General features: G+C 66.8%; 11 protein-coding genes. 5 read left to right on the top strand and 6 right to left on the bottom strand.

Annotated features, from left to right (window positions below):
- Positions 1 to 274 precede the first annotated feature (274 nt).
- The 3 genes from ASC55_RS14400 to ASC55_RS14390 form a co-directional block, all read right to left on the bottom strand.
- A complete protein-coding gene (locus tag ASC55_RS14400; RefSeq protein WP_055876935.1) occupies positions 275 to 4,156 on the bottom strand; it encodes a hypothetical protein in 3,882 nt (1,293 codons plus the stop codon).
- Between the two features lie 197 nt (positions 4,157 to 4,353).
- The gene (locus ASC55_RS14395; RefSeq protein WP_055876933.1) at positions 4,354 to 4,662 is read right to left on the bottom strand and encodes a hypothetical protein; all 309 of its coding nucleotides are present in this window, start codon (positions 4,660 to 4,662) and stop codon (positions 4,354 to 4,356) included.
- A complete protein-coding gene (locus ASC55_RS14390; protein ID WP_055876931.1) occupies positions 4,662 to 5,399 on the bottom strand; it encodes a TnsA-like heteromeric transposase endonuclease subunit in 738 nt (245 codons plus the stop codon). Before ASC55_RS14390 ends, ASC55_RS14395 begins: the two co-directional genes overlap by 1 nt.
- Before the next feature lie 446 nt (positions 5,400 to 5,845).
- Here ASC55_RS14390 and ASC55_RS14385 point away from each other — a divergent pair, with 446 nt between their 5' ends.
- From ASC55_RS14385 to hrpB, 3 genes are all read left to right on the top strand, one after another.
- Entirely contained in the window at positions 5,846 to 6,274 is a 429-nt protein-coding gene (locus tag ASC55_RS14385; protein ID WP_055877883.1) for a MarR family winged helix-turn-helix transcriptional regulator, read from the top strand.
- Positions 6,275 to 6,437: 163 nt separating this feature from the next.
- Positions 6,438 to 8,042 carry an SPFH domain-containing protein gene (locus ASC55_RS14380; protein WP_055876930.1) on the top strand — a complete coding sequence of 535 codons (1,605 nt, stop codon included), beginning with the start codon at positions 6,438 to 6,440 and terminating at the stop codon, positions 8,040 to 8,042.
- Positions 8,043 to 8,243: 201 nt separating this feature from the next.
- Positions 8,244 to 10,796, top strand: a complete 2,553-nt coding sequence (hrpB, locus tag ASC55_RS14375; RefSeq protein ID WP_055876927.1) for an ATP-dependent helicase HrpB — start codon at positions 8,244 to 8,246, stop codon at positions 10,794 to 10,796.
- Positions 10,797 to 10,932: 136 nt separating this feature from the next.
- On the opposite strand, the gene ASC55_RS14370 is transcribed toward hrpB, so the two are convergent.
- Together ASC55_RS14370 and ASC55_RS14365 are read right to left on the bottom strand one after the other, a co-directional pair.
- Positions 10,933 to 11,685 carry an AAA family ATPase gene (locus tag ASC55_RS14370; protein WP_055876924.1) on the bottom strand — a complete coding sequence of 251 codons (753 nt, stop codon included), beginning with the start codon at positions 11,683 to 11,685 and terminating at the stop codon, positions 10,933 to 10,935.
- Between the two features lie 66 nt (positions 11,686 to 11,751).
- Entirely contained in the window at positions 11,752 to 13,254 is a 1,503-nt protein-coding gene (locus ASC55_RS14365; protein ID WP_055876921.1) for an L-serine ammonia-lyase, iron-sulfur-dependent, subunit alpha, read from the bottom strand.
- A 55-nt stretch (positions 13,255 to 13,309) separates the two neighbouring features.
- Here ASC55_RS14365 and ASC55_RS14360 point away from each other — a divergent pair, with 55 nt between their 5' ends.
- Both ASC55_RS14360 and ASC55_RS14355 read left to right on the top strand, forming a co-directional pair.
- Complete coding sequence (locus tag ASC55_RS14360) at positions 13,310 to 13,942, top strand: hypothetical protein (RefSeq protein WP_055876918.1); 633 nt, start codon at positions 13,310 to 13,312, stop codon at positions 13,940 to 13,942.
- A gap of 75 nt (positions 13,943 to 14,017) precedes the next feature.
- Positions 14,018 to 14,326 (top strand): hypothetical protein, encoded by a 309-nt coding sequence (locus ASC55_RS14355; protein WP_055876915.1) that lies wholly within the window; start codon positions 14,018 to 14,020, stop codon positions 14,324 to 14,326.
- 96 nt (positions 14,327 to 14,422) lie between these two features.
- On the opposite strand, the gene ASC55_RS14350 is transcribed toward ASC55_RS14355, so the two are convergent.
- Positions 14,423 to 16,153, bottom strand: a complete 1,731-nt coding sequence (locus tag ASC55_RS14350) for an L-aspartate oxidase (RefSeq protein WP_055876912.1) — start codon at positions 16,151 to 16,153, stop codon at positions 14,423 to 14,425.
- Positions 16,154 to 16,179 lie beyond the last annotated feature (26 nt).

Raw genomic sequence — 16,179 nt, 5'->3', positions numbered from 1 at the left:
GACCGTGTGACAACATCCGCGAGAATCCGCCACCTTTCATGAGAACAGCGCCAGGTTTCGTGAGAATGCGCCAGGTTTCGTGAGAAACGACACGATAGTTGTCCGATCTCATGAAAGTTGACAGAGAATGAGACGAAATCGGTGCGATATTCCGGGACTGACAGTTCCTAGGTGACAATCACCTCGTCTCACGAAACCTGTCACTGACGGTCGCCCCGTGCTCCAATGTGCCTGCGCTCGCGGTCGTCGGGCGTCAGCGCAGCATCAAGAAGCGTCATTCAGCGAGCGCCTCGGCCACCTCCAGATCTATGTCGGCCTGTACCGCCAGACTCGCGTACATGCTGAGCTGTCTCGCGATCGGGGTTTGCTGACCCCGAAGGAGCGCTACAAATTGAGCCGAGAACATCTCGTCTACGTCCCCTTCTGCTTCGCTGGCTACCTGTACGGCCAAGGAGTCGAGAAAGGCAGCAATGTCCTGAGTGATCCGATCGCGGTAAGCGCCGAGGGCCGCGCGAGCAGCGTGCAACTCCCGTTCCGCAGACAAACGCGTTTCGGCAAGCAGAGCGGTCGGCCGAGAGCGCTCTAGGAGGACGAGCCCAGACAACACAGCGAGCGCATGCTGTCCCACACCGAACGCCTCGGCCCTCGGCGTCTCCCACGCCTCCGGAAACTCTCCGCCCCAACCGGTGAGTGGTTCGACGATCGGGAACGCAGACCCTATGATCTGCCAGCCGTACGAGTCGATTCGACGTCCTGCTATCTCCGGGAAGACTACCAATGCGGGACGGTAGGCCTCTCTCATCTCCGCGGGAGTGAGAGCCGCGAGCGTTCTCTCCAGCACGAGGAGCCAGTCGACAACGTTCTCCGCCTTGACCGCGATCGCGTACTGCCGTGGCGGCCAGCCGTCACGAACGCCCCGGACGATCCGTGAGTAAGAATCAGCCTGCCGGCCGAATTCCCGGAGAACCGCGAGTCTCTCGTGCTGACCGCGCTCGGCACGCCGCAACGCGTTCCGAGTTGACAGGTCTTTCGCGCGAGACAAGGCCTGCTGCGAGTCGCCAGACCGTGCGGCTCGCCGAATGTCCTGCGGTGTCGTCCCCCCTGACCCAACCTCCTGGAGCACGGTCGCAAGCTGCTGGAGCTCTTGCTCGACGACGTCAAGCAGCCCGTCGGGATCAGCACCCACCATCTCCCACCGCTCTTGCCGTGCCTTGCCCACTGCATCCACGAGGGTGTCACTGATATGCGCCGCGAGCACTACATACCCTGAAGCGTCGGCCAGCCGAGCTGGGATGTCCACCGCGATCGCGGAAAGCAGAGTCTGGAGGCTATCCGCTGTAACGGAGCTTTCAGCGGCAATCGGCTCGCGAAACACCGGGACCAGGCGACGCGCAAGCGCGTCAAGTTCAACGCGAGAGGTGTGAATGGCAGACATGACAGAAGGACGATTCTCACCACGGAGCCACACACGGATAGTCCTTGGGAGGAGCGACGCGGCGATGGCGATTCCTGTTAGCGCGATCTCCGCACGATCAGTCGCTGTTAGGTCGTGCAAGCGAGCCGCGGCAAACCCAGCGGTCTGGCGATGGCCACTCACAGACGACCGCGAGTGAAGATACTGCCGACGAAGCGTCGACACACCCATCGAATGACCTGCGACCTCATACGGCGATCCGTCCGCCCAAATGGTGGTGATGTCTGCATGCACGACGCTCGGGTTGAGTGCGATCCCTAACCGAGCAAGTTCCTTGGCGTTTCTGTCAGCGTCGCCCTGCACTCGATCGGAAATGTGAAGGATCTGGCCACGGAAAACTGCACCCTCAGGACCGTCAACGATTCCCACCGTCGTCGCCCAGGGGAATCGCTCGAGGATGCGCTGTTGCGCGCCGTCAGCACCCCCCGCGGCCTCGAGCAGTAGTTCCGCGACTTCCGGAGCGAACGTGGCCGCTGCTAGCAAGAGCTCAGCCAACTCGTCCAGATCTGGCTCAACTTCGAGTGATCTGACGGGACGGCCTTCTTCGCGCATCCGCCCCAGTGTTTGCACCAGGTCGCTGGCGATCGCCGGCGCGAGGCTTCGAGAGTGTTCGAGGGCCTGGTTCACGCTGGCCGAATCTGGCAAGTCGAGTATCACTTCGCCGAGTCGTCGCACACCCACTCGTTGCACAGCCTTGTCCAAAAACTCGAACGGCTCGCGCACTGCGGCGCGCAACTCTGCAATCGCCGCTGAGACGTTTTCCGGGAACGGCAAACTCGCTAGGTCCGAATCGATCAGCGCTAATTGGATCGCGAAGAGTTTTGACGGCGGTTGCACATCGTGTCGATCGAGCACTTCGACCCACAGCCCGGATCGGGCGCTCAGATCGACGAACTTCACGGCGCGAAGCCCTTCAAGAACATCTGCGTTATCGCCTGACTGCATCCTGACGATAAGCGCCTCTACGGCCGCCGGTAAGGCACCCGGGAGATCTTGCGAGATTCCTGCCAACAGCGCCGGTAAGGCAGGAGCGGGAAGCATGGATACGAGCTTCACTGTCGTCATGCTGGCGGTCGGTGGCGGCAGCTCATGGAGAACCTCAGAGAGGAATCGTGATCTCACCGGATGTAGTCCTTGCACCGACTCACTCATGACTTGGACGAGGTGTTCCTCGTTCAGCCGCGTCAGGGCGCTTCGCAGGCTTCCTGATCCGTTCTCAAACTCCGACAGTTCCGAGATAGGCACTGAGATCGCCCATCTACCTGCGGTTGCGATCAGGGCGAGGATCTGGAGCTCGGTCTCTTGCTGTGCCCGCACGCGAGAGAGCACTTGGTCTCGCAGGACGTCTCGGAGCCGACGGCCACGCGTGAGCATGTAAGTGAACTCCATCGTCAGCCCGTCCGCTTCGACGTACGCTTCACGCCAATGCGCGTATGAGGTCAACCCGCGTCGCCGAAGATTCTCGTGCAGCGATTCGGCGACTTCCTCCGTGAGGGCAACTTCCACGATCGTGCACGCGGCCCGATCTTGTACGCTGACGAGGTCCTCGTTGCGAACCGTCCCGAGGAGCATGACGCCTTCGAAATCACTGGCAGCCTGGTTGATTGCGTCCCAACCGACAAGCTCCCCCGTCCCCACGCCGTCCACGACCAAACCGATCTGGTTTCGGCGGCTCGGTATACGCGCGGTGAGGAGATCTCTGATTGCCTGGATGGCATCGGCCGAGAGGCGAGTCACTCGATACCAGGTGACGTCGCGGCGCGTGTAGACCGTCGACCAGAGGGCGGTTGATTTTCCGACTCCGGAAGGACCGGTCAATAGGACGGAAACGCCCGAGTTCAGGCTTTCGATTGCCTGCGCGGCGATATCCGGCATCGGCGCTGGCAACCCAGATGCGATGTGTGAAGGCCGGGCTGCGGTGCCCAAGTAGTAGTCGTTCGCCGCCGCGTCGCTCGAGAACTGAACGGGAACACAGATGCCATCCAGGAGTGCCCGCTCCAGGGCATCCCGGTCAAGGAGAATTAGCACTTCTTCGATTCGCTTCGAGATCGAGCTCACGTTCACGAACGCCGCGTTGTCCGGATCAGGAGCTGCCGCGTTTTGATCCGCCGCGGTTGCTATGTCGATCCGCAGCAGGCGCTCAATAAGTTCTGCCGCACCGCGTACCGCCCCGGAGGCGGATGTAATCGCATCCACCGCGGCGGATTGCGCATCCTGCCAATCCAAAGTGATCAAGGTCGTCAGCTGTAGGAGGGTTCGGGCATGATCCAAGCCCAGTCTCTCCGTCACACCTTCCACGAGCGGGTGAGTCAGAGGCAGGTCTGCCAGGACTGCGGCATGCCCGTCGAAGACCTCCCCGGAGACGCTTCGCTCTTGGATGAGCATCAAGCGACCTGAAGCAATGCCTTCTGCTTCGCGGGCCAGGTGCTTGGCCCACATCTCCTCAAGAAATCCGAGAGTCTCGCCGACTGAGAATGCGCCTCGCTTCTCCTGTCGGCTCTTCACCTGCACGAACGTCAGCTCGGGCCCGTCGATATGTAGATCTTCGAATCCCTCCGGGACGATGCGTTGCGCATCCAGTTCGCCCGCGATCAGCCGACCGCTGAGCCACGCACCAACCGCGTCCTGATAGTGAAAACCTCGCCCCGCTACCGCCCCAGACCGACTCCAAACGTTGAGCATCCCCTGCCTCCTCTGCTCATGAATCTAACGACTGACGCGGGGTTCGTCGACGCCAAAGGATGTCTACCGCGGGATCTCATCGCCTCATTCGTCGCCGTCTGATTGCCTATGATCGACGGCGACGCAACGAGCTCATTCGCGACCGGGCCGGCGAGGCCAAAACGACGATCACCGCAGTGGCGATAGGCGCAGGATGCTCAGATGCTGTGAGAGGACTGACACCCAATGGCCTTTCCAACCCCGACGTCGCTGCGGGAGGCCTCAATGCGGATGCGCGCCTGTAGCCAGGGATCCGTCCTCGGCTCGATATCCTCCGCCTGCAGAGACAGATGGAGGAGCCCGGACGTGTCCGAAGGCATGGGCGCTGCCTCGCGTCCAAGTTCGTCCACGGCAACCTCGATTTCGGAGCCATCGTCGTCTCGGAGTGTTGCAGAATCCTTCTCGATGAACAGAACCACGTACTTGCGTCGACGCCACATGAGGGCCCCGCCGACCGCAACGCGCATTACGCGCTCCTTTCCCACACGATTGTCATACTGCTGAGCGGTTGCTCAAGATCTGCCTCGAGCGCACCCAACCAAAGGAGCGCGTAACAGTGCGCGTACCCCTTGGATCCGACGTCGAACAGGCTGGCGACCTCGCCTGGCGGCAAGCCACCCTCGGGCAATTTCGGAGAGTCCTCGCTGATCGCGCTATCTCGAAACGGCGCGAGGCCCCCCCCCCCCCCCCCCCGGATCGGCGATTCGGCGTCATAGACGACGTACCGCCATCCGCGCTCAGCAGCGAACAGGGCAGTCATGTCGAACTGCGCTCTGACGTCGTCATCGCTCTGATGCGCAGGCTTGACGTCCATCAGCACGGCCTGCCGGCCGTCGAGACGAACGAAGTAGTCCGGATAGTGCTCACGTATACCCCCAGCCGCGGTCCACCGAATCCACATCGGCTGGCTCGCGACGCCGACGACGCCGGGCGTGCGGTCCAACTCGATGAGGCAGTCCCTCTCTGTCAGCGACTCAAAGCCGATTGAGACGCCGAGCGCACCCATCCAGTGATATCCGTCGTAGTGCCGCTTCAAGCGCCAACTGGGGAAACTATGGACCGGAGCACCTCTTTCGAAGGCGACGTCGTTGCAATCGACTGCGTCGACTTCCAGTTGAACACCGTCGAGTCGATACTCGACGCGCGTTCGCTTCACAGCCGAGCCGGGAGCGGGGGAGGCGAGCCACTGCTGCGCCAGGTCCATAGGGATCCAATCGACATAGACGGATACGTCCTATTCGGCAGTCAGCCTCTCTCCTGGGGAGCGGTTCTGGCCTATGTCCTGAGCCCTGACAAGGATCGCCCGACTGGGGATCGGCTCACGGGCAGAGTACGTCCAGCACCCAACGGGTCTCGTCGACACGGAGTGCGACCGAGACCTCTCATGAGATTCCGACACCTTCGTGAGACGCTCCGACAGCTTTCGTGAGACTCCGACACTTTTCGTGAGATCGGACATACAGACACCCACCCGAACTTTCCGTGACCAAACCGTTGCATTCGTTATCTCGCCGTTATACAGTGATCACACGGTGAATGTTTGCTGTGGCACTCACCGCATGTGATTGCAGGACACTCTTGGTGCAAGGGACAAGGGCCGGTCGGGAGCCTCTCCGACCGGCCCTTTACTGTTCGCACTATCCTGTGATGATGACCGATCGCAAGCTCGCCCTGGAGGCCTGGGAGAGCCTGTTCCGCGCGCAGCACCAGTTGTTCACCGAGATGTTGAGCGACTTCGAGCACAGCGATATCACACAGGCCGAATACGATGTGCTGCTCACGGTGACCCGCTCCCCCGACATGACCGCGCGGCTGCGCGACATCACCTCGAACATGCTGATCAGTCAGCCCAGCGTCTCGCGTCTGGTCGACCGCATGGTCACGCGAGGACTCGTGGCGAAATGCGCGGACCCCGACGACGGACGCGGTGCCCTGATCCGCGCCACCGACGAGGGTGCGAAGGCCTTCCGCGCGCTCGCCACCGTGCACGGACGCTCGATCGCCGACCGCATGTCGCGCCTGGACGACGACGAACTGCGCGCGCTGCGCGACCTCGCGGAGAAGCTCCGCGCCCGCTGACCTCCCCTGCACAGCGCAGAGCGCCGTGCGAGGTCCTCCTGTTCCCGCTCACAACCGTCGTCTCCTCAACGCGGGCGGGCACTATCTGGCAGGGTGGGGGACGAAGGCGCGCACCACGGCGCGCTCGAGACCGCCCCCTCGGGGGGAACCAGGGAGGTCATCCATGGAGATCGCCGGAATCGTCGGCATCCTCGTCATCGTCGGAATCGCCGTCGTCGTCGTCGTCGTCCTACTGCTCATCCTGCTGCTGTTCGCACGCAGCTGGATCAAGGTCGCTCGCGCCGACGAGGCACTCGTGATCTCCGGTCGCAAGCAGAAGGTGCAGACCGCAGTCCTCTCGGCAGACGGCTCGAGCAGGTCCGAGATGTCGGAGTCGCCGGTCACGGTCATCGTGAACGGCAAGTCGCTCGTCAACCCGATCACGCAGCGCCACGAGATCATCTCGCTGCGCTCACGCCAGGTCTCCCTCAACGCCGAGGCCCAGTCGCTCGACAGCGTGACCCTGAACGTCGACGGCGTCGCGATCGTGAAGATCGGCTCCGACCCGATCCTGGTGCGCCGTGCCGCCGAGCGCTTCGCCTCGCAGGACAAGGCGATCGAGCAGTTCACCACCGAGCAGCTCGAAGGTGCCCTCCGCGGCATCGTGGCCACCCTCTCGGTCGTCGAGCTGATGCGCGAGCGCAAGAAGTTCTCCGACCAGATCGCCGCCGATGTCTCTCAGGAGCTCGCCGAGCAGGGCCTGATCCTCGACTCGTTCCAGATCAAGGGCATCACCGACAAGGTCGGCTACATCCAGTCGCTCGGTGCTCCTGAGATCCAGGCGAAGCGCCAGTCCGCGGAGATCTCGCAGACCAACGCCGACCGCGCGATCAACCAGAAGAACATCGCGAACCAGGAAGCCAACCTGATCGAGCAGACCGCGCTCGACACCAACACTGCGAACTCCAACGCCGGCATCGGTCGGGCTCGCGCCGAGGCCGAGCAGGCTGAGAACCTCGCCCGCGAGCAGGCGCAGCAGGCCGTTCTGCAGCAGCAGGCCGAGAACAAGCAGGCTCAGCTCGACGCCGACGTCAAGCGCGTCGCCGACGCGCAGCGGTATGAGGCGGAGACCCGCGCACAGGCCGAGCTGTACACCCGCGAGCGCGCGGCCGAGGCTGCCGCGATCGAGCAGGTCAAGCAGGCCGAGGCCCGTACTCGCATCGCCGAGCAGCAGGCCCAGGCCGACAGGGCACGCGCCGACGGTGAAGCAGCTGCGGCTGTCGCGAAGGCGCAGGGTGAGGCAGACGCGCTGCGGTCCCAGGCAGAGGCCGAGTCCGAAGCCCGCCGCCTGCGCGCCAGCGCCGAGGCCGACGCGATCCGTGCCGAGGGTGACGCGCGAGCGGCCGCCCTCGAGGCGGAGGCGAAGGCGATCGCGTCGAACCAGGACGCGTTCCTCTCGCAGCGGGTGCTCGAAGTGCTGCCCTCGATCATGGCGGAGTTCTCGAAGGGCTACGCCGCGATCGGCAACGTGTCGATCATCGGAGGCTCGGGCGAAGACGGCGCCTCGAACGTCGTCGGAGCCGACAGCGCAATCGCGATGCGGTCGGTGTTCGACAGCGTCCACTCGGCCACGGGGCTCGACCTCGCCGGCATCATCCAGGGTCAGGCCGTCGGTCGCGGCATCGGCGAGGGTGTGGCTGCGGCCGCCGCTCCTGCGCCTGCGCAGACGCGGGTTCCGAACCCGACCACTCCGCCGCCGCCTGCAGCGCCGGCGACAGACACGGAGTAGTCCCCGCCACACGAAGACAGCGGATGCCGCGGCCCTTCCGGTCGCGGCATCCGCTGTCTTCGTGCGGGCTCCCCTTTCCCATCGCTGACTCAGGAGATTCGTCGCCGGCGGCCGGCCAGAATGCCGGATCTGACCGCATCGGACGCAACCGTCCTGAGTTGTGGACGACGCCGGACGACGCCGACCGGGCAGACTGGGACGATGACGTCAGCTGCCTTCGACCTCGCCACCATCGGCGCAGGACTCTCGTTCGCGGCTGCCCTCGACGAGCTCGCCCAGACGCTCGACACGAGCACGTCAGCGGTGGTGAGCGCGCCACCAGGCACCGGCAAGACGACGCTCGTGCCACCGCTGCTCGCCTCTCGTTCGACCGGCCGCGTCATCGTCACCCAGCCGCGTCGCGTCGCCGCCAGGGCCGCCGCGCGCCGGCTCGCACAGCTCGACGGTTCCCCGCTCGGCACTCGTGTGGGGTTCACCGTCCGAGGCGAGCGCGCGGTCGCAAAGGAGACGAGGGTCGAATTCGTCACGGCCGGCGTCCTGCTGCGGAGGCTGCTGAACGATCCCGGCCTCCAGGGCGTCGATGCGGTGATCATCGACGAGGTGCACGAGCGCGCGCTCGAGACCGACCTCCTGATCGGCCTGCTCTCGGAGGTACGCGAGCTGCGAGACGACCTCGTCCTCATCGCCATGTCGGCCACCCTCGACGCCGCGCGCATCGCCTCCGTCCTCGGCGTCGACGAGCAACCAGCCCCGATCGTCGACCACGATGTTCCCGCCTTCCCCCTCACCGAGCGCTGGGCTCCGAGCCCTGCACCGCGCCTCGACGAGCGCGGTGTCACCTGGGCGTTCCTGGATCACGTCGCGCGGACCACCGCATCCGCCGCTCGGGAGCTGCGCCGCGACGACCCCGCGGCCGATGTGCTGGTCTTCGCGCCGGGCGCCCGCGAGGTGTCGGAGATCGCCCGCCGCATCCGCGACACGACCGACGCCTTCGACGTGCGGGAGCTGCATGGTCGCATGCCCGCGTCCGAGCAGGATGCCGTGATCCGCGGGCGCCGCCAGGACGAGCAGACCCGCATCATCGTCACGACCTCGCTCGCAGAGTCCTCGCTCACCGTGCCCGGTGTGAGGCTGGTGGTCGACACCTGCCTGGCGCGCACGCCTCAGCGCGACGCGGCGCGCGGGATGACGGGGCTCGTGACCGCCGCGGCTTCCCGTTCGTCGAGCGTGCAGCGCGCCGGCCGCGGCACTCGCCAGGGGCCGGGGACCGTCGTCCGCTGCATCGACGAACGCACCTACGCCGCCGCCCCCGCCCGCCCGACACCGGAGATCGCGTCGAGCGACCTGGCTGATGCGGCCCTGCTACTCGCGTGCTGGGGTGCGCCGGGCGGTGCCGGTCTGCGGCTGATCGACCCCCTGCCCGCTGACAGCCTGGCCGACGCCATCACGGTGCTGCACGGACTCGGCGCGATCGACGATGAGGGCCGCGCCACCGACGAGGGCCGCGCCCTGGCCCGCATCCCCACCGATCCGCGGCTCGCACGCGCGCTGCGTGATGGCGGTCCAGCGGTGGGCGCTCGACTCGCCGCCGAGGTCGTCGCGCTGGTGGGCGGCGACCTGCGCTCCGCGGACTCCGATGTCGCGCAGGCACTCATCGCCCTGCGAGGCGGACGCACGGCGGATGCCCGCCGCTGGCGCACCGACGCGGATCGTCTCGAGCGTCTGAGCACGGCGACACCGGGGTTGCGCTCCGACCTCGACGGCGTCGGCCTCGTGATCGCGCTGGCTTTCCCTGAGCGCGTCGCGCGTCGCGTGGACCGCTCGGCCGACGGGGCGACTTTCCTGCTGGCATCCGGCACCCGCGCGGGAGTGACCGGCCCGCTCGCGGCGGTCGAGTGGCTGGCCATCGCCGACGTCGCGCGCGCGTCCGGGCGCGGGTCCGCCGGATCCGGGGCGATCGTCCGGTCGGCGGCGATGCTCACCGAGGAGCAGATGGAGCACGCGGCGAGCCACCTGCTCACCGACCGCGTCGAGGCAGAGTTCGTCGCAGGTCGCCTGCAGGCACGACGCGAGCGGCGCGTGGGAGCGATCCTGCGTTCCTCGGCACCGGTGCGCGCATCGGCCGAAGAGGGCCGCGACGCCGTACGCCGCGCGCTGCAGCGCGAGGGGCTGGGCATGTTCACGTGGTCCGCCACCGCCACCGAGCTGCGGCGTCGTCTGGCGCTGCTGCATCGTGAACTGGGGTCGCCGTGGCCGGATGTCTCGGACGCCGGGCTGCTCGCCGCCCTCGACGCCTGGCTTGCGCCGGAGCTCGACGCACTGGCGTCCGGCACTCCTGCCGCGCGACTGGATCTGACGTCGGCGCTGCGCCGACTGCTGCCGTGGCCCGAGGCCGTGCGTTTCGACGAGCTCGTGCCCGAGCGTCTGGAAGTTCCCACCGGCTCCCGCATCCGCATCGCCTACCCGGCGCCCGACGACCCCGACGCCCGGCCCGTGGTCGCGGTGAAGCTGCAGGAGTGCTTCGGGTGGGCCGAGACTCCCCGGCTGGTCGACGGGCGTGTGCCGGTGCTCTTCCATCTGCTGTCCCCCGCCGGACACCCGCTCGCGGTCACCGATGACCTGAACTCGTTCTGGTCGGGCCCGTATGCCCAGGTGCGCGCCGAGATGCGCGGCCGGTATCCGAAGCACCCGTGGCCCGAGGATCCCTGGGCCACCGCACCGACCAGGCACACCAAGAACCGCTCCGCCCGCTGACGCTCCACTCACTGAGAGGGGCCTCGGCCGGCGTCTCAATGCGTGCGCAGCCGCAGCGTGAGTGCTGCCGCGCGGTGCCGCAGCTGGCGTGAAACGACTCGCCAGCCTGCGACGTGCGCCGCGGATCGAGCCGAGGTCAGTCGAGCAGATGACGCAGGTAGCGCGGAGGCGAGTCGAGGAACGACCGCCAGTGATTCACGAGTTCGAGGTCGTTCCACTCGGCGGAGCGGATGCCCCAGTCACCGACCTCGAGGATGCGCGCCCCGGGCAACGCGGCGAGCACGGGAGAGTGCGTGGCGCACAGCACCTGGCCCCCCTCGTCGACGATGCGCTGCAGCACGGCGATGAGCGCGAGCGTCGAGGAGAACGACAGTGCGGCCTCGGGCTCATCGAGGCAGTAGAACCCCGGCTCATCGAACCGGCTCTCCAGCAGCGCGAGGAACGACTCGCCATGGCTCATCTCGTGAAAGGCGACGTCGCCGCGGGGCGAGGGGTTCTCTTCCAGGTACGTGTAGAACGAGTGCATCGTCTCGGCGCGCAGAAAGAAACCCCACCGGTTCGCACCCACGCCACGCTGGAGCCGCAACCACTCCGACAACGGCGACTCCGTCGGGCGCGTGCTGTGCTTCGCCTGGCGCGACCCGCCCTCGGGCGACAATCCGTAGGCGATCGCGACCCCTTCGACGATGGTCGACTTGCCGCTGCCGTTCTCGCCGACGAGGAATGTCACTCCGGGGTCGAGATCGATACCCTCCCGCAGCACCTGGGCGACGGCCGGGATGCTTGTGGGCCACTGCGCGCCGGGCGTGGGCGCGTCATCGGTCGGATGCACGGCGACGACCGGCTGCTGGGGCCGGCGCTTGCTGCGCGGGTCCCAGAACGGATCCATCACACTCTCCTCGGTCGGTCTCCGAGGAGGCTATCCGCGACTACCGACACGGCGCGCCAGTGGCGCTCAGCACTCGATGACGTTGACCGCGAGTCCGCCCTCGCTGGTCTCCTTGTACTTGGTCGACATGTCGGCGCCGGTCTGGCGCATCGTCTCGACCACGGCATCCAGCGACACGTAGTGGCTGCCGTCTCCGCGCAGCGCGAGACGCGCGGCGGTCACGGCGGTCGAGGCGGCGATCGCGTTGCGCTCGATGCACGGGATCTGCACGAGCCCGCCGATCGGGTCGCAGGTGAGACCGAGGTGGTGCTCCATCGCGATTTCGGCCGCGTTCTCGATCTGACGGTTCGTGCCTCCCATCACCGCGGTGAGGCCACCCGCGGCCATCGCGCAGGCGGATCCGACCTCGGCCTGACATCCGCCCTCCGCCCCCGAGATCGAGGCGTTCGCTTTGAACAGCGAGCCGAGAGCGGTCGCCGTCAGCAGGAAACGTCGGATGCCACGGCGGCGGTTGGCCTCGGCCGTCTGCTCGGGATCGAGGTCGGCATCCACCTGCGCGGCGAGGCTGCGACCGTCAGGGCCGAAGCCCAGCAGCGCACTTCCGACCAGCTCGCCGTAGGGCGTCACGGCATTGCCGGCACCGAGCCCGGAGTCGGCAAGGAACCGCCACCAGTACATCGCTACGGCGGGCAGAATGCCGGCCGCACCGTTCGTGGGTGCAGTGACGACGCGCCCGCCCGCCGCGTTCTCCTCGTTGACCGCGAGCGCGAAAGCCCCGAGCCATTCGCCGGGGAGTTCACGGTGCCCGTCGGCCTCGACCTCATCGAGCTGCGCACGGATCGTGCTCGCCCGCCGCTTCACCTTGAGCATGCCGGGCAGCACACCGTCGGAGTGCAGGCCGGCATCGACGCACGCCGACATGGCATTCCAGATCGCGTCCAGCCCGGCAGCGACCTCTTCCTCGCTGCGCACCGCAGTCTCGTTCAGTCGCGCGACCTCGGCGATCGACAGTCCGTTCTCGTCACAGAGGGCGAGCAGCGACGCGGCATCCGCGTAGGAATAGGGGAAGCCGGCAGAGGTGATCGACGTTTCTTCCCCCTCACGCCGGATGAAGCCTCCGCCGATCGAGTAGTAGGTCTCCTCGGCGATCGTCGCGCCGGCGGCGTCCCACGCGGTGATCGTCATGGCGTTCGGATGACCGGGCAGCCTGGTGCGTGGCGCGAAGACGATGTCGGTCTTCGCGAACGGGATCTGCTGCTGGCCATCGAGAGTGAGCGGCTCACCCGCCGGGTACTCGGTCCAGGCCGAACGCACCTCCGCAGGGTCGCAGCTCTCCGGCGACAATCCCCGCAGCCCCGCCACGACGGCATCCGGCGTTCCGTGTCCGATACCGGTCGCTCCCAGCGAACCGAACAGCGTGCACTCGATCCGCGACACCGCGCTGAGCGTCTGGCTCGCGCCGAGCCGGTGGACGAAGTCCAGGGCCGCGCGCATCGGGCCCACCGTATGGGAGCTCGAGGGCCCCACTCCGATGGAGAACAGGTCGAAGGCCGAGACGTACGCAGTCACTCGTCCAGGGTACGCCGCCTTCCCCTCTTCAGTTCACCCCCATTAACCTGATCGCATGAGTGATGACACCGGGATCCTGCTGTTCCTCGCGGCGGGCGCGCTCGTGCTCGTGCTGATCGTCGTGTTCGGCGTTCTCAGCTCGCGCAAGAAGAGCAAGGCGACGACCCGCACCTGGAGCGTGCGCACCGGGTGGATCGGCGAGCAGCCGTTCCTGGAGAGCAGCGACCTGGCACCGGATGACAAGCGCCAGGAGGAGCTGTTCCGGCAGACCTACCCGATCGGCGGGACCGTCACGGTCGCGATCACCGATGATCAGGGAGAACGCGCCGAGCATGAGGTGCATGTCTCGCGGATCGGACGCAGTCTGCGTGCCGGCTTCCCGCAGGCGAAGATCGGCCTGAGCGCCTACTTCCGCGAATGGGAGGGAAGCGAGTTCCCCGCCGTCTTCCCGGTGAAGGGGTCCGACAAGATCGTCGAGATCGCGCTTGATGCCGACGGCGTCACGGCCAGGGATGCCGCAGGGGCGATCGTGTTCACCTCGCCCTGGTCGACGCTGCTGTTCTCTAACGGTCCCGACATCGTTCTCGCGGGCGGCACCGGCAAGACCGTGCGCGTGGAGTACAAAGACGGCGACGCTCTCGAGGAGCTGCTGATCAAGTACGGCACGCTAAAGCAGATGCACTTCTGAGGCCGCGTCAAGCCCCTTCATCCGGTGCGGTTGCGACGGCATCCTGATGGCGACGACATCGCGAAAGGGACGATCATGACGAACAGCACACCCGAGCAGGAACCGTCTCCCGAGACGCAGGCTCCCACACCCACACCCTCATCGGGCGCCGATGCGGGAGAGGTGACGGCGGAGTCGCCCGCGCCGGATGCCTCCCCCGCACAGGCCGAGTCCGCTGAGCAGGCAGACCCCGATGAGGTGCCGAGCACCGAGCAGTTGCAGGAGCCGAGCACCGAGAAGGCTCCGGGCGAGGAACCCAAAGCACCCCAGCGCGACGAGGCCGAGCCCGATCATGAGGCCGTCGGCATCGGCGTGATCGACACCGAGGAGCCGCAGGCCGACTGAGCGTCGCCCCGGCGAGCCGGTTCCGGTCGCACTTTCTGCCGCCTGATCGGAGATCGGACGGCAGAAAGTGCGACCCGGAGCGAGTCGGGTCCGCGACTACTCGACGAGCTTGCCCGTGATGTCGACCTCGCGCATGAGCTCGGCGATCTCGGGCGAGATCTCGGGGATCGCCTCCCGGGTCACGCCGTCCTTCGGCGACCACACCAGGTTCACCTGCAGCGTGGGATCGCTGTCGGGGAAGTCGCTGCGGTTGTGGCATCCGCGCGTCTCGCGACGCTCCAGTGCGGCCTCGAGCGTGGCGCGGGCGGCGAGCGCTGAGGCCTTGAGGTCGAACGCGTGCGCGAGGTCCTGGAAGCCCGCGATGTCGGGGTGGATGCCGATGTCCTCCATGCGCCCCTCGATCATGTCGAGGTCGGCGAGGCCTGCCAGCAGCCCCTCCTCCGAGCGCACCACACCGGCGTACCGGGTCATGAGGTTGCGGATCGCACGCTGCAGGGCACGCACGTTCTCGCGTCCTTCCGCGGCGAGCAGGTCATCGATCTCGGCGCGGGCCTCGGCGACCGCCGACGCCGAGCGACGCTGGGCGTCGAGACCCGCCGCATGCTCCATGGCCGCCTGCCCGACGATGCGCCCGTAGACGAGAAGCTCGATGAGCGAGTTCCCGCCCAGGCGGTTCGCGCCGTGCAATCCGCTGGAGGCCTCGCCGATTGCGTAGAGCCCGTCGACGTCGGTCTGGTGGTCCTCCGATCGCACCCAGACGCCGCCCATCGAATAGTGCGCGGTCGGGGCGATCTCGATCGGATCTGTCGTGATGTCGAGCATCTGCAGCTCCATCATCGTCTGGTAGACGCGGGGCAGACGGGTCATGATCGTCTCTCGGGGCAGGTGCGACACGTCGAGCCAGACGCCGCCGTTCTCGGTGCCGCGTCCTTCCTGGATCTCGGTGTACGCGGCGAGCGCGACGCGGTCCCTCGTCGACAGCTCCATCCGCTCGGGGTCGTACTTCGCCATGAACCGCTCGCCGAGAGCGTTGCGCAAGATGCCGCCTTCCCCGCGAGCCGCTTCGGAGATCAGGGTGCCCGCTGCACTCTCCGGCTCGATGATGCCGGACGGGTGGAACTGCACGAGCTCGGGGTCGCGGAGCCTGGCGCCCGCATCGACGGCGAGACGGAAGGAGTCACCCGTGTTCTCGTCGCGGCGGGAGGAGGTGCGCCGCCAGATGCGATTGTGTCCGCCGGCGGCGAGGATGACGGCGTCGGCGTGGATGAGGTAGCGGGTGCCGTCGGCCTGGTCGAAGCCGTAGGCCCCGAACACCACGTTGTCGCGCACGAGCAGGCGCGTGATGTAGACGTGATCGAGGATCGGGACCTCGAGCTGCTCGGCCTTGCGCACCAGAGTGCGCTGGATCTCCAGGCCCGTGTAATCGCCGGCGAAGGCCGTGCGGCGGAAGGTGTGGGCACCGAAGAAGCGCTGGGAGATGCGACCGTCGTCTTCGCGGGCGAAGTCCATGCCCCAGCGCTCGAGGTCGCGGATGCCGCGTTCGGCGCCCTGAGTGACGATCTCGACCGTGTGCGGGTTGGCGAGCAGGTAGCTCTCCTTGATGGTGTCGGCCGCGTGCTGCTGCCAGCTGTCATCCGCGTCCATGGTGCCGAGCGCCGCGTTGATGCCGCCGGCGGCGAGCGAGGTGTGCGCATCCTGCCTCGGGCGTTTGCCGACGGCGAGCACGTCGACACCGTGTTCGGCGATCTCGATCGCCGCCCGCAGCCCGGAGCCGCCGGTGCCGATGACGAGGACCGTGGTGGATATCTGTCGTTCGCGCGTAGCCATGCGATCCACGCTAGTTAGGCGATCCT

This window comes from Microbacterium sp. Root322 (genome assembly GCF_001425645.1).
Taxonomy (GTDB): domain Bacteria; phylum Actinomycetota; class Actinomycetes; order Actinomycetales; family Microbacteriaceae; genus Microbacterium; species Microbacterium maritypicum.
This window is presented reverse-complemented; position numbering and strand designations above follow the sequence as displayed.